Here is a 26,061-nt window from a genome sequence, read left to right as displayed (position 1 = left end):
AGTCTGCTGCGAAGAGAATTCGATCAGCCCCCATAGCATTGATGGCGCAGATAAGGGCTTCAGGTTTGTACTTGCCGCTCGTAGCCACCATGATATTGCTTCTGATGTATTCTGAAAACGGTTTCTTCAGTTTCACCGGGTGGAAGGTCATTGCATAGCCCTCGTCCAAACGGCCAAGCATGTAGGGCAGGGTCTCGCCCAGATGTCCGAGAATCAGCGTGGCTTTCGGGAAGTCATCGAATACACCGGCGCCAACAATGCGCAGCGAATGTGTCGCAGCTTCCACCACCCAGCACCACATGGGCCCCAATAGTTCAGGATGGCCTTCATAAATCTTTCTCATCTCTCGCATTGGCTCGGTCACATGCAGGAAGATCGGCACTCCCAGTGCCTCGGAGCGCTCCCAGAGTACCCAGAACTTCTTGTCATCCAGGTACTCTCCGCCTGTGTGCCCCTGTATCATGGCACCCCTGAACGCGAGTTGTTTGACGGCTCGTTCAAGCTCATCCGCAGCTGCTTTGGGGTCCTGTGTGGGCACACACGCAAGACCGGCAAATCGACCCGGATATTTCCGTATCTTTTCCGCCATTTCATCATTCGTCCTCTTAGCGGTGGCGATGGCAGTGGCTGTATCCGGGATGCCCTGGATGGCAGGCGAACTGGTCGAGAGTACCTGTATGGTGATACCTGACTCGTCCATGAGGGGAATGCGCCATTTTTCAATATCCATTACCCTTGGGAACACTTCGGGGTTTACTTTAGGATCATTGTACGCAGGGGTGCCGGTTCTGGCGTACCACTGATTGCGTATATCGACCAGTTCTTTGTTGCCCCAGTGCTCCTCAACAGAGATTCTTTTCATTTTCTTTGTGCCTGTGCTTGGAGTTACCGATGAAGATGTGTCCTGCGCCTTCCCGGTCGCAGAACCCGCCTGCAGAAGAGCTGGCACGGTCAGAGCAGCGAGTGTCGCCTTCCCAAGAAACTCTCTCCTGTCCATTTCATCCTCTTTCTTCACGTCGTCCCCCTTTATTTTTGATGAACTTATTATGGTACTCGACAAAAGACTTTCATCACAGATAAGAGCGGATAAAAAGTGAGATAAGACGGATAGTTTTTTTGATCTGCGAACATCTCTCTTTGCCCGTATCTGCGTTCATCTGCGATAAAAATTCTTTTGTTCGTTATCGTCACAGTTTTAATAAACGTTCTGCATTCAAATGATAAATCTTCTCCTTATCGTCATCGCTCAATATAATGGGGCTCGCAGTGCTCGCCAGATTCGCGAGCTACTTCATCTACTACAATTTCAACAGCCGCTTGGCATTAAGGTGATAAATCTTCTCTCTATCTTCATCGCTCATCGGCACCCGCTCGATCAGCTCGACTGCTTCCTTCGGAGTGACCCACGGGTAATCGCCTGCGAAGAGAATGCGGTCAGCGCCTAGTTCGTGTAATGCGCACATCAGAGCGCTCGCAGAATACTTGCCGCTCGTCGTGATCATGATGTTTTCCCTGATGTAGGCCGAAGGCAATTTCTTGAGCTTTGTCTTGTGGAAGGTCATTTCATAACCTTCGTCGATGCGGACGGTCATGTAGGGGAGCATCTCGCCCACATGGCCGAGAATGAGCGTGACTCCGGGAAAAGCATCGAATACGCCTGCGCCTATAATGCGCAGCGCGTGTGTTCCGGTTTCCACCCCCCAACTCCACGCGGGGCCCATAAACTCTGGCCGGCCGTCATAAATCTTTATCTGGTCCACCAGCGGTTCAGCAGGATGAAGATAGACGGGTACATCCAGTGCTTCGGCCCGTTCCCAGAGAACCCAGAACTTCTGCAAGTCCAGGTACTCGCCATTGGTGTGACCGAGAATCATGGCTCCCTTGAATCCCAGCTGCGTCACTGTGCGTTCCAGTTCGTCGCAAGCCGCCTTAGGGTCCTGCGTCGGCAGTGCGGCGAAGCCGGCAAAGCGCCCCGGGTATTTGCGGATGATTTCAGCCTGTGCGTCATTGATTTTCTTCGCCGTAGGAATGGCGCTGGCTGCATCTGCAAGTCCTTGAACGCCCGGTGAACTCGTTGAAAGCACCTGCATGGTAATGCCTGACTCATCCATGAGGGGCAGACGGGTTTCTTCGAAATCCTTCAACCGAGGTGGAATCAGTGGCAAGGCCTCTGGATCCATCGAGACCGGGAACCCGGTTCTGGCCCTCCATTCTGTTCTGATTGCCTCCATGTCGGGGCTGCCCCAGTGTTCTTCAACACATATTTTTGTCATTCTGTTCACCTCCTATAATCGTATCAGGTACTGTCAAGTGTCCTCATTTCGTTTTTCTCAGTCCGCCGGCCGTCCCAGCAGTAGGGTTTGCGCCTTTCTTCGTTGCCCTTCAGCCATTTCTTTCATGCGGTTGGCCGAGCCACTTGGGTCAGGTAGCGATAATAGCGAGTGCGTCGTAACAAGCCGGCTATGCCCTGCGGCGAGAGGAGCATGAGCCCTATCAGTATCATCCCCTGTATCAAAAGGCTGTAGCCTGCATACCTTGCCAGCATAAAATAGAGGAATACGACCACGATGGTGCCGAGGACAGGGCCCTCTTCTGTCCTGATGCCGCCGATGACCGTGGCGAGAAGGAGCGTCATTGTCCATTTGACATTGAATGTGGCAGAGGGTTCTATGTAGCCTTGGTTGAGGTAGTAGACTGCGCCGGCAAGTCCTGTGACGACCGCAGCGATGATGAAGGTATAGAGCTTACAGGTGAAGACGCTCACCCCGCAACTTGCTGCCGTCCTTTCATTGTCGCGGATCGCCGCAAGACCCAACCCCAACCTGGAATGTAAGACTCGCCTCATCAAGAAGATTGAGCCTATCCCGACAACAAGGGCGAGCCAGTACGTCAAATGCGGCGGGAGGCCACCGATTCCTTTGACCATGTATCCCGCGCCGGCGCCGTGCATCTGGCCCCCTACCGGCCTCCACAGATAGAAGACCATCCGTAGTGCTTCAGGCACGACAAGCGTGCCGATGGCGAAGTAGATGCCGCTCAACCGGAACACAGGTATGGATATGAGGAGGGCAAACAGGGCGGCGACCACGGCCCCCCCGATCAAGCCCGCCCACCACGGGATGCCCACCCAGGTGCCGATCGCCAGCATATAGCCCGCGAGCCCCAGGAAGGCTGGTTGACACAAAGAAATCAGACCGGAATAGCCGGCAAGAAGGTTCCACATGTTCGCCATGGCCAGGTAGATGAAGAAGAGAAAGGCATAGAGCAGCCAACTTTGAGGCGCTCCTATAAGTGGCAGCAATGCCAGAAGCGCAATGGGCAATGTTGCAGCCGCCAGTCTTATGCTCAGCCGAGGCATTTTGAGGGCCATCTTATCCCCGCTTTACAAATCCTAAATTCCAATATCTAAATTCTAGACAAATCCCAATTTTCAAAATTGCCAAACTGAAAACGATTGACAGCGTATCAAGCATGGTATGTTTGGAACATTTGGTATTTAGAGATTCGAGATTGTTTAGGATTTCGAAATTAGGATTTAGAATTTGAAACATTGCGGCGCTTGTTCGTTTCCAGACCGTGTGCGTCAAATGTACATTCCCAAGAGGTTTCATTTCTAGCGCCCGAAAAGACCTTGAGGCCGTATGGCCAGTATAACCAACACGATCACGTAGACGATCAACATCTGGCTGGCCGGTCCGAAAAAGTAACCACCCAATGTTTGAACCAGCCCGAGAATCATGCCCCCCAGGAATGTTCCCAGCATGCTTCCGAGACCCCCGATAATTACCGTACCGAATGCAATGGTCAGAAACGAGACGCCGGAAGTGGGAGTGAAGGGAAACGTCATTCCTAGAAAAACTCCGGCTATGACCGCAGACACCATGGCAATCGCGAACGCGTAACCGTAGACCCGTTTTGTGTTTATCCCCATAAGCTGGGCTGCTTTTTTGTCCTGGGAAGCGGCAGTAATAGCCCTCCCCAGGTACGTGTGCGTCAGGAAGTGGCGCAGCGCGAGCATGACGACGATGCCTGCGCAAAAATCGAGAAGGTAGATCAGCGGGAATCGGCGCTCGCCGATGGCGAAGCTGAGACTGGAATAGGGCGTGTTCAACGCCCGCGACAACGGCGTCCAGAGGATCTGGTTCGCATTTTGAATGACCAGCGATATGCCAAAAGCGATAATGAGGGGCGCTTCAGACGATATGTCGAAAGCCCGTCCCATGAGATATTTCTGAATGGCGAAACCGAGGAGAAACATGAGGGGTATGGATATGATGAGGCCCACGACAGGGTCGATGCCCAAAAGGGTCATCAGCGCGTAGCCGCCGTAACTTCCGAGCACAACGAGGTCGCCATGAGCGAGATTGATCAGCCGCATCACGCCGAAAACCATCGACAGCCCCAGCGCAATAAGGGCGTATAATCCTCCGAGCAGAATACCCATTATCACGGGTGTGAGAAGGTCGCCAGAAAACATTTAACGTTCTACACGCCGCATACGTCCACTCCGAAATAAGCCTGTTTAACACGCTCTTCCTCGCAGAGCTCTGATGCTGTCCCGCTCAAAGCGACGCGACCGGTTTCCAGGATATAGGCCCTGTCTGCCTCCTTGAGGGTTCTCCTCACGTTCTGCTCCACGAAAAGAATGGTGATGCCACGCTCCTTGATCTGTCGCAAGGCCCTGAAAAGTTCATCGATCACTATGGGGGCCAGTCCGAGTGACATTTCATCTATCAGCATCAGCTTCGGATCAGCCATTAAACCTCTTCCTATGGCCAGCATCTGCTGTTCGCCGCCACTTAAGGTTTTTGCAACCTGTTTCCTTCTCTCCTTCAGTCGGGGGAAGTGCTGGTAGACGGAGTCGAGACTCTGCGTTCTTTTCTGCCGCGCCGTGCCGCAGTATGAGCCGATGAGCAGGTTATCGAGCACCGACATATCGGGAAAGATGCGTCTCCCTTCGGGAACCTGTGTAATGCCCTGTTCCACTATCCGGTAGGGATCCAACTGCGTGATATTCACGCCTCCGAATTCGATGGTGCCGGCGGCCGGATGAAGCAGTCCCGAGATTGTGTCCAGCAGTGTGGTCTTGCCCGACGTGTTTGCACCGATGAGTGCCAGCATTTCACCCTGCCCGATGTCCAGGGATATGTTCCACAGTGCCTGAAACGTACCGTGAAAAACATCTATATTGCTGATCCGCAGAAGTGGTGGAGTGGGCATCTTGCGTTAACGACTCCGTGACGTTAAGAAAATTCCAAATTCCAATATCCAAATCCCAAACAAATTTTCCCTATTCACTATCAAAATGCGGCCGCGCGGTGTGGGCTGTTGAGAATCGTTGATTGTTTGGGGATTGGAATTTAGACATTGGAATTTGTTCTTCATTATGCTCCGAAATAAGCCTCCACAACCTTGCTGTCATTCATGACCATCGCCGGCGACCCCTCGGCGATCTTCATTCCCTTGTCGATCACAACTATCCTGTCGACCACATTCACCAGTACCTTGATGACATGTTCGATGATAACAATCGTTATCCCCATCCTGCGTATTTCACGAATCGTCTCCAGCACGCGCGGAATCTCTACCTCGGTGATGCCTGCTGCTACTTCATCCAGCAGGATCAGTTCAGGCTCGCGCGCCAACGCCCTCGCCATTTCCAGTTTCTTGAGGGACAGGATCGGCAGGTTCCCTGCGACGGTCTCCTTTTGCTCCAGAAGATTTACGAGTCGGAATAGACGGTCATAATCAAACTCGGTGGTTGTCTCTTTGGCTTTTCTGCCGAATACCGCGGCAACTTTCACATTCTGGAGCGCGGTGAGTGTCACGAAAGGCTGGGGAATCTGGTATGTTCTGGCAATGCCGAGGTGACAGGCTCTATGAGGCGGACAGCCGGTAATGTCGCAGTCTTTGAACCTGATTGTACCGCTGTCAGGGGCGTACTCACCAGCTATTACGTTCAGGAGCGTGGTCTTGCCTGCCCCGTTGGGCCCCATCAGCCCAACGACTTCCCCTTTCTGCACATCGAAACTCACATTGCTGAGCGCAGTCAGCCCGCCGAACCGCTTCGTCACTCCTTTTACGGAAAGGATTATGTCAGTCATGGCTGAACATGAGGAAGCGATGAAGCGATGAAGCGGAAGTGCCAATCAAAATCACGTGCGGCAGTTTCTTCATTTTCACGTCCTCATTGTTCGGTATTCACGCATTATCGCTTCATCGCTTCCTCGCTTCATTGAATGGCAGCCAGGCACTGGCTGCCATTCCCTCACTTGTACGGCTTCGGGAATATGGGCTGACCCGTGGCAGGCACAAAGTCATGCTTCGAGAAGACCACCTTCAGTTCCCATTTTTCCGGTTTGTCTGTTTTGAACCACTGGCCGAACATGAGAGGACCGCGGCTGAAATGGTTCTCATCAAATTTGACGCGGTTGCGGACCGTCAAGAGATCGGTCTGCGCGAGAGCAGCGTTCACTTTTTCAGGATCGACCGTACCCGCCCGTTGGATAGCATCGGAGAGGACCTGCACCGTGGTGTAGCCCGGGCCAATGGCTGGATTCAGAGGCTGCTTGGTCTCCTTAATCCATCTCTCCGCAAGAGAGGCGGGCGTTGTGCCACCGATGCCGGGAGAGTCTTTCATCGACGGATCCCACCAGACCTCCGTGCCTATGCCCCACGGCAGATCACCGCCCCAGGCTGCGACGTCAGTGTAAAAGAGCGCAGCGCGCCCGATGCAGACCATCTTCGGCTCGAACCCGAGGGTCGCGGCCTGCTTCCAGAATGCGCCGAAGAAAGGACCGGGAGCGTTACCCCACAGGATTTCCACTTTCGCGTCCTTGTACTGTTTTATCAGTGAGGAAAAGTCGGTTGTCTCCAGGGGCAGAAGACCCATGTTCTTGTCGAGCCCTATCACATCGTATCCCAGCTTCTTGACCGCCGGCCCGAACAAGGTATACCAGCCTCTTCCGTCAGGCTCGTCCGAGCAGATAAGGCCGACCTTCTTGTTCGTTTTTCCTCCGAAGAGATCGAGCATTGCTGTCCACGTATCCATGACTGTATAACCGGGTTTAGCGCGGAAATCGCCCTGCGGTGCAGGCATCTCGATGGCGAACAAACCTGTTGCCCATGTGTACGGCCACTTTGTGGGAGTTTCCTGCCTCATGCCCATCCACGGCTCATAAGGACCGACCGACGTGACGTACGGTACTTTGTACTTGTCTGCGGCTGTCGATACACCCGCATGCATCGGAGGAGGCTCGTCTCCGCCCACGATGAATTGCACCTTCTCCTGAGTAATCAGGCTCTCGGCAAGTGAGCCTGCTTTGTTCGGATCGCTCTCGCTGTCGACGATAGTCAATTTGATAGGCATCTTCTTTCCGCCGACACTTACCCCGCCCTGTTTGTTGATATCTTCCACAGCGGCTTTTATGCCGAAGACGCCGCCCTGGCCAAAACCTCCGAACATGCCCGTCTGTGCCTGAATGACGCCCACCTTTATTTCAGCGGGCGCCTGCTCCTTAGTACCGCAGCTCATCATCAAGGCGCCGAACACCAATAGGACCACCGAGATCAGACATAGCTTTTTCATTGCCCACCATCCTTTCCCTTAGTAATTACCCGAGCACCATTGCTCGAGTGATATCCACCACGCACGCGACCCGGATAGCCACAGCCGCGAAGCGGCTCTAGCGCGCACGGCGCCCGGGTACCCACAACCCACCGCGCTGGGCTGAAGAGTGGGGGGGAGGCTCCGACGGCTTTGCCGATGGAGGGGGTGACGCGAGCTCCATTAATAGTTGACCTTGTCTCTTCCTTTCAGTCCGAGTATTGCTCTACCTTCATCCGGCGTTGCGATCTCCCTGCCCAGTTCTTTCGCAATCCTGACTACCTTTTCAACAAGCTCCCCGTTGCTCTTGGTGAGGACACCCTTCTCAATAAAGATATTATCCTCCATTCCTACCCTGGCGTGTCCACCCATCATGATCGCGAGCGCTGCCAGATTGAATTCCGCGGGGTAGCCGGCGCCAATCACCGACCATTTATAGTTTTCAGCCCCGATGAGTCTGTCTGCTGTCTGCTTCATATAGATAACGTCTTCGAGGGCAGAGCCGATGCCGCCGAGCACGCCCGTGACGAACTGCATCCAGACGGGCGGTTCCAACAGCTTCTGCCTGACCAGGTATCTGATGTTGTAGATGTGGCCTACATCGTAGGCCTCAAGCTCGGGTTTGGTGCCATTGTCGCGCATGGCATTGCAGAAATATTCCATGTCGGCAAAGTTGTTGCTGAAGATGTACTGCTTTAAACCGGAAGCGAATTCCTTTTCCCAGGGGAACTTGTAATCCTCATCCTTATACCGCTCGACGATGGGGTGAATCGAGAAGTTCATTGAACCCGTGTTGAACGTGGCAAGCTCCGGCTTGAGATTTGGCACTACCTGGACTCTCTGAGCCGCGGTCATGCCGGTCACGCCGCCGGTGGTCACACACACGATCACATTGCTGCGCGCCTTTATGCCCGCGGCAATTTCCCTGTAAACTTGAGGGTCTGTCGTCGGCTTTGCAGTTTGCGGGTCGCGGGCGTGAATGTGAACCGATGTTGCGCCTGCGTTTGCAGCCCTGACGGCGTCGTCGATGATCTGCTGCGGGGTAAGCGGCAGATAAGGTGTCTGCACCGGCAGGGTAATGTTGCCCGTCAGGGCCGCAGTGACAATAAGTTTCTCCATTTTCACTTACCTCCTCAAATTCTAACTCAGCGCAAAAGAACGCAAGGATTCCACAAGCGCGTTTCCGTAGATCATCAGCCGTTGCGACCGCAAGTACGCGCGGTCGTATTGAGGCTGTTATTGACGTAACTTCTACCTGAACCCTCCACTATTGTCAAGACAAACAAGGGGTTACAGTTTCTGCTTGACCGCCATGATTATAACATGCTAAAAACGACCGTTAATACATGGAATCCCCTAAATCCCATTGACCGTGAAACGCGAACGGACCTGAAGCAAGGGCCGGATTACGTAAGTCCGTAGAGCCCCTACTACCAAGGTGAAGCGGAGACGCAGATATGCTATTTTATTCCCGGAATCGAAATAAGGTCGGTGGTTTGTTCTTCGATACGCTGAGACACCCTCGAAAGCCGAGGTCGGCTTTCTTCATGCGGGGCGCTTCACCATCTGACTGGACGAGATAAAAAAAGAGGAGGCTTGAACAGATGGCGACCGAACGATATTTTTTCCACGACGATCAACTGCCTGCTGACCCGATCAGCGGCGAGAAGCCAATTAAGTTGAAGTATCATGCCGGAGGGAAGTGGATCGAATCGGCAAGCGGGAAGTACATGCCCTGCTACAATCCATCAACAGGGGCGGTCATCGCATATACCCCCCAGTGCACGAAGGATGAAGTGGAGCGCACAATCCAGGCGGCCGTGGAGGCTTTCCCCAAGTGGTCCGACATGCCGCCGGGTAAGAGAGCCCAGGTGCTTTTCCGGCTCAAGGCTCTTGTTGACGAGCATGTCGAAGAACTGACCTATTTGTGCGCCAAAGAAGAAGGAAAGAAATGGGAAGAGGCGATGGGAGACGTTCTCAAGGTAAATGAAGTCGTCGAATTTGCCTGTGGCGCGCCGCACATCATGAAGGGCGAGGCCTTGATGAACGTGTCCACGGGCTACGACACCACACGATACAACCATCCCATCGGCGTTTTCGCGGGCATTGTCCCCTGGAATTTTCCTGCCATGATCCCTCACGGGTGGATGGCCCCCATATGTATCGCTACCGGTAACTGCATGGTGCTGAAGGCGGCGAGCTTTGTGCCGCAGTCATCGATGCGCATGATGGAACTCTGGCAGGAAGCGGGCCTGCCGGCCGGGGTCCTCAACGTGATCACCGCGGGTCGGAATGAGGCAGAGATATTCTTGCATCACCCTGCCATAAAAGGCGTCTCCTTTGTTGGATCGACCAGTGTGGGCCTCCATATCTACTCTACCGCGGCAGCGAACGGCAAGCGGGTGCAGGCTCTCTGCGAAGCTAAGAACCATGCCCTCGTGCTTCGTGACTGCAAACTCGACAGGACAGCTCAGGGCATCATCAACGCGTTCTGCGGATGCGCAGGAGAACGCTGCATGGCCCTTCCCGTCATAGTGGTTGAGAATGCAATTGCCGATGAACTCGTGGCTGCTCTCAAGAAGCACATATCGCAGATGAAACTCGGGCCCGCGTACGAGAAGTCCACTGACATGGGACCGGTAGTCAACAAGGGTCATCAGGAATTCGTGCTTGGCTGGATCGAGACAGGCATCAGGGAAGGCGCCGAACTCATTGTTGACGGACGAAAACCAGTCGTGCCGCCGGGCTGTGAAAAAGGCTTTTTTATAGGACCTACCATTTTAGATCATGTGACCGAAGATATGTCGGTGGGCCGGGAAGAGGTTTTTGGACCAGTGCTCTGCATCAAGAGGGTGAATAATTTTGAGGAAGGTCTCAAGATCATGAATTCCAGCCGGTTCGCTAACGGATCGGTCATCTATACGCAGAACGGCTACTACGCCCGCACCTTCGCAAAAGAGACGCACGGAGGCATGGTGGGCATAAATGTGGGCATTCCGGTACCGGTGGGGATTTTCGGTTTTACCGGGCACAAGCTTTCCTTCTTCGGCGATCTCCATGTCATGGGACGCGACGGTTTCATATTCTATACGGAAAGCAAGAATGTTACGAGTACCTGGTTCACCGAAGGTGTGGAGGATCACGGAAAAGTGGATACCTGGGACGGGACAATGACGTCCATGCCGAAGAAAGAGGAAAAAGAGGAATCGATAGTCATCAAGGAGTGCTGCTGATACAGGGATTCCCGGAGGACATAAATGACGGACAAATCTGACCTACCGAACTTTACGAAAGGAGTTACATGCTATGGAGGATCCAAAACAAAGATTGACAAAATGTGCTTCCACTCCAGAGCTGGAACGCAGGTGGAAAGCAACACGGGAGATGATGCAGGAGAAGAAGATCGATTACCTCGTGATACAGAATTCGGAGGAATTCCTGGGAGGAGCGCTGCGGTGGTTCACTGATTTTGCCGCGCGTCACCAGTTTCCGATGACGGCGATTTTCCCGGTCGACGATGAGATGACGACAATCGTCTGTGGCGGGGACCCTCCTGCCGAGCAGTTCCCGCCCCCCTGGGCTGCACGGGGAATTAAGAAAAGGCTTGGCGCTGTCTATTTCCCGACCTACCATTTCACCACCACGTATGACGCTGAGCTGGCAGCAGGTGTGCTCAAGGAGAAGAAGAAACCCGTGATTGGCCTCGTGGAGCGCGCGTTCATTCCCATAACCTTCTATGAGCATCTGGTAAAACAGCTGCCGGATGCCACGTTTGTCGATGCCACCGAATGGGTGGATCAGATCAGGGCAATCAAAAGCCCGGAAGAGATTGAAATGCTCAAAGCCACTGCTGCCCTGCAGGACGCGGCGATGGAGCATGTGAAGAAGACGATTAAACCCGGCGTTAGAGATCTCGATGTGTACGCAGAGGCTCATTGCTTCTGTTCGAAGAACGGGAGTGAACGCGGACTGGTCCAGGTGAATTCGGGCCCACTCGGGACAATGGTCCCCTTTGATGTCTATCATTTTCAGAATCGTGTGATCAAAGAAGGCGACCAGGTCTCGGTTCTTGTCGAAGTGAACGGCCCCGGCGGTTACTATTGCGAGATCATGAGGATATTCACTGTGGGCAAGGAGCCCACGCAGGAACTGAAGGATGCGTACGCAGTGGCGCTGGAGGCGCAGGAAATGGCTGCAAAAAGAATGAAGCCCGGTGCCGATCCGAAAGAATTATGGGATATGAATAAAGAGTTTCTGGTAAAGAAAGGCTATTTTCCTCCCTCCCGGCTCTTTGCCCATGGCCAGGGGTCATCTCTCGTTGAGCGACCGAGCATACGTCCTGATGAGCCGTGGAAACTGAAAGCAGGGATGAATATCACCATTCATCCTTCGGCGGTCAAGAAGGATGTCTGGACTATCGCCTGCGATAATTACATCGTTCGCGAGAACGGGGGCGAGTTGCTGCATAAGTTCCCCAGGGGAATAACGGTAGTCTGAGTAGAAATAGAACCGGCAAATATCAATTTGAGGAGGACGACAAATGGGTGCGAGGCTGAAAGACAGGGTGGCGATCATTACCGGCGGAGGACAGGGCATAGGAAAAGCAATCGCAAAGGCTTTTGTGAGTGAAGGCGCAAAAGTGGCGCTCGCCGCGCGGACCGTTGCAAACATTGAGAAGACAATGGGAGAGCTGAAGGCCCTGGGCGGCGATGTGATAGCGATTCCAACAGACATCACCGTGGAGCAGCAGGTCATCGACATGGTTCCCAAGGTTGTAGCCGCTTTCGGCAAAATAGATATCCTGGTGAACAACAGCGGCATCGGAGGTCCTGTGTGCAACGTCGTCGACATGAAGCTGGACGAGTGGAATTACAGTTTCGCCGTGGACCTGACAGGATCAATGCTCTGTGCACGTGAAGTCTTGAAACATATGATTCCGCGCAAAAGCGGCAATATTATCAACCTGGGTGCAGAAGGAGGAAGGACGGGTGACGGAAGGTCTGGTTACCCGACGAGGGCTGCGTACTGCTGTGCAAAGATGGGTGTCATTGGCCTCACCGAAACGCTTGCGCAGGAAGTGGGGGAATATGGCATCCGTGTAAACTGCCTGAGCGCAGCAGCCGTGAGGGGTGAGCGTTTCATGTGGGTCATGACCACGAGGGCCAAGACAGCGGGAACGAGCGTAGAGGACACCATTACCAGGGAAATGGCAAATTACTCTTTGAAGAGGCCGGCGGAAGAAGCCGAACTGGCGAACACGTGTGTATTCTTGGCTTCAGATGAAGCGAGTGCCATTACCGGGCAGACCATTGTGGCTCATTGCGGACAGCACATCTCGTTCAAATAGAGCCATCGTGGAGGGTGGAGGTCGGCAAGCGAGTTCCATAAATCAATGAGGGGGAGGGTAATATGAAAATAATGAAGCTTGCTATTTTTCCGATTGCTCTCGTGTTGATCATCATGACATCCCCGGTTTTTAGTCAACCGGCAAAACCTGCTCCGGCAGGTGAACCGATCAAGATCGGAGGTTCTCTGCCGTTGACGGGCCTGGCATCGGAGCAGGCGAAATGGGTCAAGGCCGGTTACGAAGCGTGGGCGGATGACGTCAATAAGAAAGGCGGACTCCTCGGCCGCCCTGTAAAGCTGATCATCTACGACGACGAAAGCTCGCCCGATAAGGCCGTCACCTATTACGAGAGAGCGATCACGGTCGACAAGGTTGATCTCGTCTACGGCGGCTATCCGGGCACCTCGAATGTGGCGCTGATGCCTCTTGCAGAAAAATATGGCAAGGTCTTTGTAGGGCAGGGCGGCCACATGAAATCGTTTGAACAGGGATTTACGTATAGCTTCGGCAGCCCGCCGTTGATGGGCGAATGGGCCGACATCTCTGTCGCCGGTCTTTTCGATGACCTGATCCCGAAAGCGCAGTGGCCTAAAACAGCGGCGATCCTGACCATGAATAACGTGATCGGGCTTTCTCACGTGCCGAATATACTGAAGGTCTTCGAGAAAAACGGCGTCAAGGTGGTTGTCAACGAAACATACAATCTGCCATTGAGCGATGCGAGTCCTCTGGTGAGCAAAGCCAAGGGTAGAAACGCCGAAGTCCTTATCCTTCCCAGCCTCTTTGACGATACGGTCATGATCATGCGGGCAGCCAAGGCGCAGCGTTACAATCCAACGATCATTTGGAACATCCTGGCATCGAGGATACCGGCATGGTTTAAGGAGCTGGGCGCCGACGGCAATTACGTGCTTGCAAACACCTGGTGGACGCCTGACCTTCCGTATCCCGGTAACGACAGGATCAAGGACGCCGCCAAGAGGCTGGGATTGCCGCAAGCGCCTGATTTCTTCGGCCTCGGCTACATCTGGATGTATTCGCTGGAGGTAGGGGTGCAGGGCGCTGCGACCCTGGACAACAAGAAAATCAGAGACTATCTTCGCTCCCGTGCCTTTGACCTGCCGTATGGCAAAGGCATCAGATTTGATGCGAAAGGTCTGCCCGCTCCTTTTTGTTTCACGGTGCAGGCTGCCAACGGAAAGAATGAGCTGATCTGGCCGAAAGATGTGGGCACGGCCAAGCTAATGTATCCCAGACCCGGATGGGCTAAGTAAATACAGTGAGCAGTGAGCAGTAAGCGGTTGGAATAGCACGCGAATAGTAGAAAGAGAATGTTTTTAACTGCTCGCTGCTTACTGCTCACTTTAAACTTTTTAGGGTTAGGAACATGTCCCTATCGTACATCATCGAATCGATCATCAGCGGTTTGCTGCTGGGGGGGATCTACGCTTTGCTGAGCGTTGGGTTCGGCCTCACTTGGGGTACGATGAAGGTGCTCAATATCTCCCATGCGGTCTTTGCCGTATTAGGGGCCTTTGTCGCCTACTGGATGTTTGTCAAGGCGGGAATCGACCCGCTGATATCGTTGCCCTTGCTGGCCACGCTCCTCTTCCTCGTGGGCGCTGTGGTCTACAGGCTGGTCATCCGGCCTGTTCAGAAGGCGAAAGACGTGATCATGGCTTCGATGGTGGCGACCTTTGGTGTCGCGATCGTGGTGGAGAACGCCATGTCCTTTTTCTGGCGGCCCGACCCGCGGATACTCAAGCCTCCTTATGCGGGTTCCTCAATTTTTATCGGTGATATGGCCATCTCGCAAGGCCCGCTGATCGGCTTCATCATGGCTGTCTCCGCCATCACGCTGCTCTACCTTTTTCTCCATCACACCTACATTGGCAAGGGTGTGCAGGCCACATGGCAGAACCCCATGGGCGCAGCACTGGTGGGGATAAACCCGGGACGCGTTTCCCTGATCACCTTCGCGTTGTCTATCGCCTCGGCCGGCCTTGCCGGTGTTGCCATGGCGATGATCTATGCGTTCTATCCTTCTGTGCAGTCTGTGTGGACGATGTTTGTTTTCCTGGTCACTATTGTCGGAGGGGTAGGGAGTGTGATCGGCACAGGCCTGGCAGGCCTGCTCATAGGTTTCATCATAGGTCTCTGCGCGGCCTTTCTGCCTTTTGTCTGGGTAAACGTACTGCTCTTCGCATTGTTGCTGGCGATACTCCTCTTCAAACCGGAGGGGCTCTTCGGAGCGTAACGTTGATGAAGACACGCAAGTACATACTCGTTCTCCTTGCCATGTTCGTTCTTTTCGCCTTTCCGATTGTCAAACCCCCTCTTTTCTTTCTCACGCTCTGCTTCTCTGTGTTTATGTTTGTGGGATTGACCGAGAGCTGGAACCTTCTCGGAGGCTACACAGGGTATGTGAGCCTCGGCCATATCGCTTTCTTCAGTACGGGAGCCTACACGACAGCAGTCTGCATGAACCGCCTCGGCCTGTCACCCTTCGTCACTGCTCCGCTGGGCGGCATTTTCTCCGCCATTCTTGCGGCTCTGGTGGGCTACCCTGTGCTCAGGCTGAAAGGGGCCTATTTTACGATCTCATCACTGCTGCTCGCGGTGGTCATGCAGCTCATCTTCATGAACTGGGATTTCGTAGGGTCGAGTACTGGGCTCTGGTACAAACTCCTGCCGGTCAGCATCGAGATGAACAGGCTCCTCTTCTATGAGGCGATGCTGATCCTCGCTACCATCACCACTCTCGTGGTCCGCTACGTGGAGCGCTCCAAATTCGGTGCGGGTCTTGTTGCAATCCGCGAAGATGAAGATGTGGCCAAGACCATGGGCATCAATACACCGTGGCTGAAAATGAAAGCATTCATCCTCGGAGCTTTTCTGGCCGGCACCGTGGGAGGCATCTATGGATACTACATGTCCTACGTGCATCCTGAAGTGACCTTCAGCATGAACACGAGTCTTCTCATTTTGCTGATGTCTTTTTTCGGCGGCTGCCGCACGTGGAGCGGACCTCTCATCGGTGCTGTTGTGTTGAGCCTTGCGAATCAACTCATCGTCACCTTTATAGGTGCTGAGATTTCGCGCATCCTCTACGGGTTGCTTCTTGTGATCGTAATCATGTTCATGCCCGACGGTGTTATACAGTATGCGCGGGAAGCGTTTGCGCGTGAGAAGGGATAGAGGGAGTTAGCGATGCTTGAAGGTGTTCAGGTCTGCAGGAGATTCGGAGGCTTGAGAGCGCTGACCAACCTCGATTTCGTGGTGGGGCAGGGGCAGATTGTAGGACTGATCGGCCCCAACGGTTCAGGCAAGACCACGCTCTTCAATGCGATAACCGGGTTCTATCCTGCCGATTCCGGTAGGATTATCTACAAAGGTAAGGAGATCACCCGCTGCAGACCTTACGAGATAGCGCGTCTCGGCATTGCCCGTACCTTCCAGATCGTGCGCCCTCTTCTCGGGTTGAGCGTACTCGACAACGTGACTACCGCAGTTCTTTACGGCCGTGAAGCTATAGGCAGCATGGGTAAAGGAAGGGGAAGGGCATTGGAGCTTTTGAAGTTTGTCAGGCTTGATGACAAGAAAGATGTTCCCGCCCAGCGCCTTGTTGCGGCAGAGAAGAAACGTCTCGAACTCGCACGGGCGCTTGCACTGAAACCGGAGTTCCTTCTCCTCGATGAAGTCTTCTCGGGACTTAATGACACAGAGATACAGGATGCAATAAAACTGATCTTCCGGATCAGGGATGAGCTTGGCGTCACTATATTTCTGATCGAACACGTGATGAAAGCTGTTATGGGCACGTGCGAGAAGATCTTTGTGATTCAGTACGGCGTAAAACTGGCTGAGGGGAAGCCCGAGGAAGTATCGAGGGATCCAGCGGTCATAGAGGCTTACCTGGGGAAGAAAAGAGCATGCTGAGTGTTGATAATGTGAGTGCGGGCTACGCAGGCGTCGATGTATTGAGAAATGTTTCCCTCACGGTGAACGAGGGAGAGATTGTATCTGTCGTCGGCGCGAACGGCGGCGGTAAGACAACGCTCCTCAAGACGATTTCAGGACTGATGCAGCCGTCATCCGGACGGATTGATTTCCTCGGACAGAGGATAGACAGGCTTCCACCCCATGCGATTTGCAGGCAAGGCCTCATCCAGGTGCCTGAGGGGAGACAGCTCTTTCCGAAGATGAAAGTTATCAACAATCTCGAGATGGGCGCGTATCTGGGTGAGGCGCGGAGGCGCACAGCCGAGTCGCTGGAAAGGGTTTACAAACTCTTCCCGCTTTTTCAGCAGCGCAAACAGCAGAAAGCAGGACTGCTCAGCGGTGGTGAGCAACAGATGCTTGCCATCGGCAGGGCCCTGATGTCAGTACCGAAGCTCCTGATGCTGGACGAACCTTCCGAAGGCCTGTCACCGCTCTTTACGGCAAATGTTTTTGACACGCTGAAGATCCTCGGTGATCAGGGACTCACGATTCTCATTGTTTCACAGGAAGTGGAGCTTTCTCTTGCGCTGAGCAACAGGACGTATGTGCTTGAGAACGGGCAGATCACATTGGAAGGGAAAAGTTCCGACCTGCTCAATGATGATAAGGTTCGCGAAGCATATCTAGGCATGTAGGGGTCGATTCGCCTTAGAGCAATGAAACTCAAATAATAGGATTGGCCGCTCGCACCATTTCCCTCGCTTGCCAACAATATTTGATTGCTCAGATTCCTATCGCTACGGGGCTCTTAAACCAGTGATGGTCGGCTTGTCGCCGCAAAGCGGGCAGGAGGGATTCTTCTGGAGTCCCAGAATTCTGTAATCCAGATCGAGAGCATCGTACAGAAGAAGGCGGCCTCTCAGTGAGGTGCCCACGCCGAGTAGAAGCTTCATCACCTCTGTGGCCTGGACCAGGCCAATCTGCCCGGGCACTGTGCCCAGGACCCCGACCTCGCTTCAGGTGGGGACGAGGCCGTCCCTCGGCGGGTGCGGCCAGATACAGCGCAGGCATGGGCCGCCGGCAGCGGAATGAAAGACGCCGGCCTGGCCCTCAAAGCGCGTCGCTCCTCCAAATACATACGGCTTTCCCGCGAAGTAACAGGCATCGTTCATCAGATACTTGGTGGCGAAATTGTCTGACCCATCAAGGACGATATCGAAATCCTCCAGTATTCCGAGAACGTTACCAGGAGTGATTCGCTGGTTGATGCCGATAAGGCTGACGTCAGGATTGGCCCGCGTGAGCGCGTCCAGAGCCGATTCCACCTTTGACTTTCCGACACTGCCATGCGCATGAAGCACCTGGCGATTCAGATTCGACATTGCCACCTTATCGTAATCTGCAATGCCCAGCGTACCTACGCCCGCGGCAGCGAGATACAGTCCGGAAGGACTACCCAGCCCGCCCGCGCCAACGATCAACACGCGTGCGTTCAAGAGCTTCTTCTGTCCCTCGACGCCAACTTCTTTGAGAATAATCTGTCGGCTGTAATGGTTGAGCTGCTCCCGGCTCAAGAGGCTATCGCTCTCTGTATCGTAGCCTGCTTCCACCCAGGCCTTGAAACCGCCGGCCAAAGCCCTGACATCCTCGTATCCCATTTCTTTCAATGTCAGCGCCGTGAAAAGAGAGCGGACGCCCTCGCCGCAATAGAGCAGCACAGGCTTCTCTCTGTCCGGCAGGAGGTGGCGCGCATGCATTTCTACTTCATCGCCCCTTATGAAAACAGAGCCTTTGATATAGCCGGCCGCGACCTGCTCCGGTTCCCGTATATCAAGAAACACCATAGGCTCGTTGTCGATCAGAAGGCGATGTGCCTCATCAACAGAAACCTCTTCGATTTCGGCCCTGGCTTCCTCAAGCAATTGTTCTGGCGACTTATCTTCCATAACGCACATTTCTGTATGATGACAAAAACATCAGCCTCCTGCAACCAGCATCATGAAGGTAACCGTGTCCCCCTCACTCAATGTTATGCTGTCACTCCGGTCTCTGTCCACAGTGTCGGTGCCGTTGATATAGATCTGAATATCATCATCGATCACGCCGTCGGTGCGGAGAAGCACGTCCTTCGCGCGTTTGATCGTGGAACCGAGCTCGCGGGTAAGGTCGGCGAGCGTCGACCCACGGAACTCGACAGCGATCTTCTTCTTTCCCAGGGGCTGAGTGATGAGGGGTAAGCTAAGGAACTCCACAGTAACTTTCATTTCTTCATCTCCAATCTCAGATATGGTACATACCCGCTGAATGCTCGCCTTTCTCCTTCTGCATCCTGGTGAGGTCTGCGAGAGTAAGACCGGAAAGCAATTCTTCCACCTTGCTGCTCAGCAGGCTCCAGACGTCGCGCGTTGCGCATTTCTCACTCCTCGGGCAGATAGTCTCGTCCGCGACACAATCGACGAAGGCGCAGGGACCTTCCAGGGCTGTGACGATTTCTTTGATCCTGATTTTATCGGGTGATCTTGTGAGAAGATAGCCTCCCTTTCTTCCGCGCAGCGCGCTGACAAGGCCTGCACTGTGGAGTATCGAAAAGATCTGCTCCAGGTATTTGCCTGATATATCCTGTCTCTTTGCAACCTCGGAGAGAAAGACAGGATTGCCATTTTGCGCATGCATGGCAATGTCCACCATGGCTCTGAGACCGTATCTTCCTTTCGTCGATACTTTCATAACGAACAAAGACCTTCTAAAGAATCGTGTCCGACGCTGTGGCTCGTTCCACTTCCTTGAAGTAGCCCTCAAACAGGGGCGAGGAGAGGTAGCGCTCGCCGGAATCGGGAAGAATCGCCACGATGGTCTTCCCGGCGCTTGTGGGCTCCGCGGCTATCCGCGCGGCTACAGCAACGGCTGCGCCGCACGAGATACCTGAAAGGATACCTTCCTCTTTTCCGAGCCTTCGAGCCATCTCTATGGCCTCATCGTCTGATACTGTCTCTATGCGATCCACCAAGCCCAGATCGAGAACCTTCGGTACGAAGCCCGCGCCGATACCCTGGATCTTGTGAGGATTAGGGCTGAGAGTTTCTCCCTTGCGTGTCTGGGAGAGTACCGGTGACGCGCTGGGTTCGACTGCAACCGAGATGATCGGTCTGTGCCTCGTGATCTTGAAATACCTGCTCACGCCGGTGATAGTGCCTCCTGTACCGACGCCTGCCACCACTATGTCCATGTTGCCGTCGGTATCGTTCCATATCTCCACAGCGGTGGTAGCCTCGTGAATTGCCGGGTTCGCCGGGTTTTCGAATTGTTGAGGCATGAAATAGCGATTCGGATTGCTTTCTGCTATCTCCGTAGCTTTAGCAATAGCGCCTTTCATACCTTTTTCTTTTTCGGTGAGCACGATGTTCGCACCCAGCGCTTTGAGCACTTTCCGCCTTTCAATGCTCATACTCTCCGGCATGGTGATGATCACCTTGTAACCTCGTGCCGCACCAACATACGCCAGCGCAATGCCTGTGTTGCCCGATGTAGGCTCTATGATCTCCATCCCGGGCTTCAGCCTTCCTGACTTCTCAGCGTCCCAGATCATGGCTGCGCCGATACGGCACTTAACTGAATAGGCCGGGTTCCTACCCTCAATCTTCCCGAAGATCTTTGCCTTGGTGCTGCCTGTGACACGGTTGAGCCGCACAAGGGGTGTTCTGCCGATCGAAAAGCTGTTATCCTCGTAAAGTATACCCATAGCCTTCTCCTTTGTCCCTATTAATCCTATCTGACTACTATAGTATTTAAGAAGTCTTTTGTCAAGTTCGCAGCTGATTAATTTAGATAATTGATTAAATAGGCGGTATCAGCTTGACAGGCACATTACAGTATGGGTAAAGTTACAGAAAGCTTGAGGAATGTATGCTCAAAATAACCGCTGACACTGACTGTGGCGTCATGGCACTTTTTGACATTGCCTACCATTCCGGCGGATCTCTTACACAGACGAAAGAGATCGCAGCACGGCAGGGGCTGTCGGAAGGGCACATCGAACAGGTGTTCCAGAGGTTGAAGCGGGCACGCCTGGTGAGGAGCTTGAGGGGGCCTGCGGGTGGATATCACCTTGCGAGGGCCGATGTCGAAATAACCATAGGCGATGTTGTCAGGGCAGTTGATGGACCGGTTCGGCTTGTGGTGTGCCTGCGAGACGATTGTAAACCAGGAAAGCGTTGCGAAAGGATCGATTCCTGCGTCACTCGAGGCGTCTGGCAGGCCGCATCAAATATTCTCATGGAAGTTTTCGATTCCGTGACACTGGCCGATCTGTGCGAACGCGCAAGGGCGTTCGGGATAGAGAGGGCTATAGACCGGGCATTGCTCTATGTTATCTGACGCCGCTGCCTCAAATGTATTCTCGCTCTCAGTCCGATACTGAGATGTACCATGGTAAGAGGTTCGGTGACGCTGTTCAGACGGCAACTGACATACCATGCTCAGTACCCTTTCAGATAGTCGAGCACGACCACCCGGTACTCGCAGCGTAGTTTTCTGTCCCTTCGTGCGTCAATCAATTCGGCTCGAAACGCGGAGCCGAATACCATCTCTCGCGTCAGGATAGGGACTGTTCCGGAGAAGATGACAAGCCCCTCCACCCCGCCGTCTTTTATCGCTGGTTTCACGAGACCGATAAGATCGCGAGCGGATATGATGGTGCCCAGAGGCGCTTTCTGATAGAGCAGCCACTCCTCAGCATCCCGAGGTTTAACCCAGCCCTGAATGGTCAGATCATCCCATCCCTCTTCAACATCATCGTATTTCCAGACCTGTGGGGAGAGCACGTTTGGACAGACCTGTTTTGACATCACGATGCTTTCCCGCTCGAGTTCTCTGTCCGTGTGATCGCTTCCCACGCCAACGAAAATATTTTCTGCGTCGAACAGTAGCACGAACTCTGCTTCACCTGAGGTCTTATTACCTATTACTTCTATCCGGTCATCCGCGGTGATATTGTCACTCAACACGGGGAAGATCATGGGAACTGATGGAGGAGCAGGTACGCCTTCACGACTCAGTTCTGCGAGGTGAGCCTTGACCGCCTCAACGTCTCTGCCCACGTACCCTCCGTTGACCATGCGTTTAACCCTGAACTGCAGGGGAATACTTGAAGCGCCGGTCACAACACTCAGTTCCAAACCTTTCATAATCACACCCCTCTCTTGCGACGCAAAGCCCCAGTTGCAGTCATTGCTCGAAGTTTAGGCCCGTTCACTTCAGAACGCGGTCATTTAGAAGACTGAACTCTTTTTGTATCGATTGTACCAGTCCCATGTCCACTTCCATGGAGCTGATGCATTCTTCCTCTGTACCCACAGCCAGCACTCCCCTCGGGTTAAGGCTCGATCGGCGAGACAGGCATAGCTTACGGCACTCTCCTCTCTCATCAGCCTGAAGATCATACCGGTTTTTCAATATACAATGTTTTTTGCACCTCGTAAATCAAGCAATTCTCATGGAAACTGGAGTCTCCCCGTCAGTAGAGTCATGGACGTGCGATCAGGGTCGGTGCCAATGCGCGGCCAACTTTACGCTATATCTTTTTTGAATCCTGCCGATAAACTAACTAATCGTCAGTGGGAACAATGGGAGTGAAGTATGCTGAAAGTATCGGTTGAGTCCGTGGGGCCTGGGGCGGTACTTGCCAAGCCGATAACAAATGAAACAGGCATTATCCTGATCGCCTCGGGCGTTGAGGTTTCTGAATCTCTCAAACGAAAACTCACCGGCATGGGTATCACCGAGGTCTTCATTGTTGGTAAGCGCATTCCGGAAATACCGAAGGACGAATTCGTGGCGAAGATTAACGCATCGTTCTCAAAGACCGAGGAGGATCCCCGCATGGTGGAAATGAAGAGGGCCTTACTCGCCCATATCGAGGAACTCTATTAATGCTTGATGTGGAAGCGGTACGGGCCAAAGTAGAAAGAACGAACGCTATTCCCACGATCCCCCTCGTCATCAAGAAGATTCTGATGGCTGTCGAAAATCCTTCTACCTCGCCCGCAGCCGTGAGCAAGCTGGTGTCGAGCGATCCCGCACTCACGGCCAGGGTCCTGAAGGTTATCAACGCAGCGATGTACGGGTTCGTCGCGCGTATTTCTTCGGTGAACCAGGCTGTCGTGCTCCTCGGCATGAACCTTGTGCGGGCATTGCTCCTAGGCATCTCCATGTTTGAGATGATGGAACAGGCTGCGATGGGTTTGTGGAAGCATTCCCTCGGCTGCGCCATAATAGCGAAAATGCTTGCTCAAAAGAAAGGCATGTTTGATCCGGAGGAAGCCTCTGTTGCCGGACTCCTGCACGACATCGGCAAGGTTGTGCTCAGCGTCCAGTATCCGAAAGAGTACCAGGCGGCAGTTGCTGCAGCCCAGGAGAAAAGCGTCTTTCTAACCGAGACGGAGGCGGAAATATTCGGCATGAGTCATGCGACGGCCGGCGCGTATTTTGCCAATACCTGGCGTCTGCCGAAATTCCTGGTTGAATCGATCCGCTCTCACCACCTGCCGCCTCTCACAAAATCGTTTCCGGTTCATGCGGCGACAGTACACATGGCCGACGTGTTGGTGAAGGCTTACAATGTAGGTTATTCGGGCGATCCCTTTGTTCCGGCTGTTCATGCAACCGCATGGGAGCTCTTCAATCTCAATGAAGCCCAGATGAAAGACCTGTTCTCAGAAATAAGTGATTTGCTCGCCCAGGTCGACGATTTTTTCAAAGCCTCTAAGCGTTGATAAGGTGGCCAGTTCTCTCCGTGATTCTTTCCGGCCACAGCGTTGAAACGCTCCTTTTCCTGCATTAAGCTAAATCCGAGAAGAGCTTGAAGATCGACTGAGCTGTAATTCCGCAGAGAGAGTCATGAGGGTTTCAAAGAGCGCGTTTGTTTTCTGTTTTCTTTTTGCAGCTTTTTCCTTAGCGCCTGCTGTGTCATCTGCCTACAATCGAACAGCACTGGAGATGCTCCTGGGAGAGAGGCAGTGTCCTCGCTGTGACCTGAGCTATGCCCCTCTGCCCAACTCCAGCCTCTCCGGCGCCAACCTCTCGTATGCCAATTTGTCGGCTGCCAACCTCGCCGGGTCAGACCTCTCCGGTGCCAATCTGTACGGCTCGTATCTCTCCGGCGCCATCCTGTACAATGCCAACCTATCGGGTGCTAACCTGTCCCATGCGGATGTTTCCGGTGCGACCGTTTCCAGGGCCAATCTCTCCGGAGCCAATCTTTCAGGAGTCAATCTCACCAGTGCTAATCTCTCTGATACCAACCTGTCGGGCGTGAACCTTTCCAATGCAAATCTCGCAAACTCCGACCTCTCCGGGTCGGACCTCTCCGGCGCTTACTTGTCAGGGGCGACCTGGCTGGATGGAATCACCCAATGTTCGTACGACTCGATCGGAGAGTGCTCAAGCTGGAGCGGGAAGATAGGGCAATAAGATAACCGGTTCGTTACCCGCTAATACTTCTTGAGCGGGACGTAGCCAACACCCGGCGAATTGTAGGTATCGGTGCCGACCACCTCGTTGGAACCGGGTTTCCGCCAATAGTACTCTTTGCTCTGTGTGTAGGCGTTTAACTTCTCGCCTGTGGAGGGGTCATAGAGATCTACGGTGCCGCGTCGCGTATTTGCGTCTTTGCGCATGGCTTCGTCAACGGCTTTCTGCCTGTTCTGTCCTGCCTGGATTACCGCCGAGTTATCCAGTGGATTATTCTTGGGTCGGATGAGCGTGTTATTCCCGCTTGCCTCTGCAGCGTTTGTAAGGACGATGCTCCTGGCGATTTGCGGCATGAAGGACCGGGCTTCCTGGAAATTCTTGTTAGCAGAGCGAAAACCGACGATCATGGCGTCATTGAGCCCTGCGTAGTTGGCCACGCCGACCTTGTACAGACCGGTTACTGGTAAGCCGTTGTCGTTGAAGGAGACGGTGCTCTCGATAAACTGCCACACCTGATACGACATATGTTCGTTCGGAAGCTTTTTTGTTGAGACAATTTTTGCATCCCTGTAACCGGGTACATGAGTGAATACCCACTGCAGAAAAACCTCGGGAGTCTTTGTGCCCCTTGAGCGCAGGAGCATGGCCAGAGACGCGCTGTAGACTCCATCGGGCGAAGTTAACGTGACGCCGGCGTTTGTTTCGCTGACCCGCCAACCTGCAGGAGCAGCCCACTTGAAGTATTTCCCCTGCTGCGGCTGAAGCAAGGCGGTGGAGTGGTCGGCATGTGCAGGACTCGCTGCGTGGAGGACGCCCTGAATCAGCCAGAAACCTAACAGAGGGGCAAGCAACAGCCCTAATGCTCTCCTGGATTGCTGCATAGAATGAGCCCCCTTCTTCGACATGCCTGATGACATACTATGGACCTTTGCAGGAAGAAAATCTTCTCTCGGGAGATGGAGGGGGAGCGCACTACGCTAGACGCTCTGGTTCATCTGGGAACCGGACGCCGGTTCTCCTGTCGCCTTCTTTGACTGGAGGTATTTTTCCAGAACCGCTGTGAGGTTCTGGGGGCTTATCGAGAGCAGGTCGACATTCTCGAGGTTCTGCACGGCCTGGCTACTTGTTTGCTGAGATTGAGTCGAACCGGATGATGTGCCGGTATCGCTTGGCTGGCTCTGCGCCTGTTCTGCCTTTAGAAACGCCTCAACCAGCGTGGGATTGTCCTTCATGAGTTGCGCATTCACAGCACCGAGCAGGAGGTTGTATGTGGAGGCGGTCGCATCAGATCCTTGAGTGTCGCTCAGGAGTCCGTAAAGGGGATCGCCCGATGAGCCGGACGCGCCTAGCAGACTGACGATGTCGTTGATGTTTTCAGAGCTTGGGCTTTGAGCTTGACTACCGGCGCTCTGAATCAGATTCGCCTGCCGGCTGTTCAGGAGATTGCTCAAAAGCGAACTGCTGATGCCGCTGATATCTGACATGCCTATCCTTCCTGCCTTGATCTTTTATCGACTCATCCGGAAGGAACTTAACCCCCTGCCGCGGAGACGTGTGTATAATTTCCCTTCCTGCCAGGAAATTTTTTCCTATCATGCGGATCAGTGTTGCCCGGAATGTCATCCGAGCAGCGAAGCAGGAAGCTCCAGATAAGATACTGAAATTGCGTAAACTATGGGAAAAGCCTCGCGACTGTTAC

Annotated in this window: 27 protein-coding genes; 12 read left to right on the top strand and 15 right to left on the bottom strand. The window is 53.6% G+C overall.

The genetic code is table 11. From position 1 onward, the window contains the following. The 8 genes from VMT71_02980 to VMT71_02945 all read right to left on the bottom strand — a co-directional run. Positions 1-1,015 (bottom strand): amidohydrolase family protein (locus tag VMT71_02980; GenBank protein HVN22909.1); only part of this gene is annotated, 1,015 nt, incomplete at its 3' end. Between the two features lie 283 nt (positions 1,016-1,298). Beyond that, positions 1,299-2,273: an amidohydrolase family protein gene (locus VMT71_02975; protein HVN22908.1), complete on the bottom strand. Its 975-nt coding sequence runs from the start codon at positions 2,271-2,273 to the stop codon at positions 1,299-1,301. A 122-nt stretch (positions 2,274-2,395) separates the two neighbouring features. After that, positions 2,396-3,370: a branched-chain amino acid ABC transporter permease gene (locus VMT71_02970; GenBank protein HVN22907.1), complete on the bottom strand. Its 975-nt coding sequence runs from the start codon at positions 3,368-3,370 to the stop codon at positions 2,396-2,398. A 243-nt stretch (positions 3,371-3,613) separates the two neighbouring features. Next, a complete protein-coding gene (locus tag VMT71_02965; protein ID HVN22906.1) occupies positions 3,614-4,477 on the bottom strand; it encodes a branched-chain amino acid ABC transporter permease in 864 nt (287 codons plus the stop codon). Positions 4,478-4,485: 8 nt separating this feature from the next. Continuing rightward, positions 4,486-5,220: an ABC transporter ATP-binding protein gene (locus tag VMT71_02960; protein HVN22905.1), complete on the bottom strand. Its 735-nt coding sequence runs from the start codon at positions 5,218-5,220 to the stop codon at positions 4,486-4,488. Positions 5,221-5,384: 164 nt separating this feature from the next. After that, positions 5,385-6,104, bottom strand: coding sequence for an ABC transporter ATP-binding protein (locus tag VMT71_02955; protein ID HVN22904.1), 720 nt, complete (start codon positions 6,102-6,104; stop codon positions 5,385-5,387). Positions 6,105-6,268: 164 nt separating this feature from the next. Next, positions 6,269-7,588, bottom strand: coding sequence for an ABC transporter substrate-binding protein (locus tag VMT71_02950; protein ID HVN22903.1), 1,320 nt, complete (start codon positions 7,586-7,588; stop codon positions 6,269-6,271). Positions 7,589-7,789: 201 nt separating this feature from the next. Then, the gene (locus VMT71_02945) at positions 7,790-8,725 is read right to left on the bottom strand and encodes a 3-keto-5-aminohexanoate cleavage protein (protein HVN22902.1); all 936 of its coding nucleotides are present in this window, start codon (positions 8,723-8,725) and stop codon (positions 7,790-7,792) included. A 485-nt stretch (positions 8,726-9,210) separates the two neighbouring features. Here VMT71_02945 and VMT71_02940 point away from each other — a divergent pair, with 485 nt between their 5' ends. From VMT71_02940 to VMT71_02905, 8 genes are all read left to right on the top strand, one after another. Beyond that, entirely contained in the window at positions 9,211-10,839 is a 1,629-nt protein-coding gene (locus VMT71_02940) for a CoA-acylating methylmalonate-semialdehyde dehydrogenase (GenBank protein ID HVN22901.1), read from the top strand. Between the two features lie 73 nt (positions 10,840-10,912). Next, positions 10,913-12,103 (top strand): Xaa-Pro peptidase family protein, encoded by a 1,191-nt coding sequence (locus VMT71_02935; GenBank protein HVN22900.1) that lies wholly within the window; start codon positions 10,913-10,915, stop codon positions 12,101-12,103. A gap of 43 nt (positions 12,104-12,146) precedes the next feature. After that, the gene (locus VMT71_02930) at positions 12,147-12,953 is read left to right on the top strand and encodes an SDR family oxidoreductase (protein HVN22899.1); all 807 of its coding nucleotides are present in this window, start codon (positions 12,147-12,149) and stop codon (positions 12,951-12,953) included. Positions 12,954-13,015: 62 nt separating this feature from the next. Further along, complete coding sequence (locus tag VMT71_02925) at positions 13,016-14,227, top strand: amino acid ABC transporter substrate-binding protein (GenBank protein ID HVN22898.1); 1,212 nt, start codon at positions 13,016-13,018, stop codon at positions 14,225-14,227. Positions 14,228-14,340: 113 nt separating this feature from the next. Further along, a complete protein-coding gene (locus VMT71_02920; GenBank protein HVN22897.1) occupies positions 14,341-15,210 on the top strand; it encodes a branched-chain amino acid ABC transporter permease in 870 nt (289 codons plus the stop codon). 5 nt (positions 15,211-15,215) lie between these two features. Continuing rightward, positions 15,216-16,151: a branched-chain amino acid ABC transporter permease gene (locus VMT71_02915; protein HVN22896.1), complete on the top strand. Its 936-nt coding sequence runs from the start codon at positions 15,216-15,218 to the stop codon at positions 16,149-16,151. A gap of 12 nt (positions 16,152-16,163) precedes the next feature. Then, positions 16,164-16,892 carry an ABC transporter ATP-binding protein gene (locus tag VMT71_02910; protein ID HVN22895.1) on the top strand — a complete coding sequence of 243 codons (729 nt, stop codon included), beginning with the start codon at positions 16,164-16,166 and terminating at the stop codon, positions 16,890-16,892. Further along, on the top strand, positions 16,886-17,590 hold the full coding sequence (locus tag VMT71_02905) for an ABC transporter ATP-binding protein (protein HVN22894.1): 705 nt from the start codon (positions 16,886-16,888) through the stop codon (positions 17,588-17,590). Before VMT71_02910 ends, VMT71_02905 begins: the two co-directional genes overlap by 7 nt. A 102-nt stretch (positions 17,591-17,692) precedes the next feature. On the opposite strand, the gene moeB is transcribed toward VMT71_02905, so the two are convergent. The 4 genes from moeB to cysK are packed head-to-tail and all read right to left on the bottom strand — an operon-like array spanning position 17,693 to position 20,634. Beyond that, the gene (moeB, locus tag VMT71_02900) at positions 17,693-18,841 is read right to left on the bottom strand and encodes a molybdopterin-synthase adenylyltransferase MoeB (protein HVN22893.1); all 1,149 of its coding nucleotides are present in this window, start codon (positions 18,839-18,841) and stop codon (positions 17,693-17,695) included. A gap of 30 nt (positions 18,842-18,871) precedes the next feature. Next, on the bottom strand, positions 18,872-19,159 hold the full coding sequence (locus VMT71_02895) for a MoaD/ThiS family protein (GenBank protein HVN22892.1): 288 nt from the start codon (positions 19,157-19,159) through the stop codon (positions 18,872-18,874). Between the two features lie 16 nt (positions 19,160-19,175). Further along, on the bottom strand, positions 19,176-19,622 hold the full coding sequence (locus VMT71_02890; protein HVN22891.1) for an RrF2 family transcriptional regulator: 447 nt from the start codon (positions 19,620-19,622) through the stop codon (positions 19,176-19,178). Positions 19,623-19,638: 16 nt separating this feature from the next. Next, a complete protein-coding gene (gene cysK, locus VMT71_02885) occupies positions 19,639-20,634 on the bottom strand; it encodes a cysteine synthase A (GenBank protein ID HVN22890.1) in 996 nt (331 codons plus the stop codon). 164 nt (positions 20,635-20,798) lie between these two features. Here cysK and VMT71_02880 point away from each other — a divergent pair, with 164 nt between their 5' ends. After that, positions 20,799-21,269, top strand: coding sequence for an Rrf2 family transcriptional regulator (locus VMT71_02880; GenBank protein HVN22889.1), 471 nt, complete (start codon positions 20,799-20,801; stop codon positions 21,267-21,269). A 101-nt stretch (positions 21,270-21,370) separates the two neighbouring features. Here VMT71_02880 and VMT71_02875 read toward each other — a convergent pair whose 3' ends face one another. Beyond that, a complete protein-coding gene (locus tag VMT71_02875; GenBank protein ID HVN22888.1) occupies positions 21,371-22,078 on the bottom strand; it encodes a DUF2848 family protein in 708 nt (235 codons plus the stop codon). A gap of 451 nt (positions 22,079-22,529) precedes the next feature. On the opposite strand from VMT71_02875, the gene VMT71_02870 reads away from it, so the two are divergent. From VMT71_02870 to VMT71_02860, 3 genes are all read left to right on the top strand, one after another. Next, positions 22,530-22,823 carry a hypothetical protein gene (locus VMT71_02870; GenBank protein HVN22887.1) on the top strand — a complete coding sequence of 98 codons (294 nt, stop codon included), beginning with the start codon at positions 22,530-22,532 and terminating at the stop codon, positions 22,821-22,823. Then, positions 22,823-23,665 (top strand): HDOD domain-containing protein, encoded by an 843-nt coding sequence (locus VMT71_02865; protein HVN22886.1) that lies wholly within the window; start codon positions 22,823-22,825, stop codon positions 23,663-23,665. The genes VMT71_02870 and VMT71_02865 overlap by 1 nt, the downstream gene beginning before the upstream one ends. 124 nt (positions 23,666-23,789) lie before the next feature. After that, positions 23,790-24,362 (top strand): pentapeptide repeat-containing protein, encoded by a 573-nt coding sequence (locus VMT71_02860; GenBank protein HVN22885.1) that lies wholly within the window; start codon positions 23,790-23,792, stop codon positions 24,360-24,362. Positions 24,363-24,382: 20 nt separating this feature from the next. Here VMT71_02860 and VMT71_02855 read toward each other — a convergent pair whose 3' ends face one another. After that, entirely contained in the window at positions 24,383-25,243 is an 861-nt protein-coding gene (locus VMT71_02855) for a hypothetical protein (GenBank protein HVN22884.1), read from the bottom strand. A gap of 96 nt (positions 25,244-25,339) precedes the next feature. Further along, positions 25,340-25,846, bottom strand: coding sequence for a hypothetical protein (locus VMT71_02850; protein ID HVN22883.1), 507 nt, complete (start codon positions 25,844-25,846; stop codon positions 25,340-25,342). Positions 25,847-26,061: the final 215 nt, after the last annotated feature.

It is taken from the genome of Syntrophorhabdales bacterium (assembly GCA_035541455.1).
Lineage (GTDB): Bacteria > Desulfobacterota > Syntrophorhabdia > Syntrophorhabdales > WCHB1-27 > JADGQN01.
The sequence above is the reverse complement of the archived record's forward strand: the minus strand, read 5'-3'. Positions and strand labels throughout refer to the sequence as shown.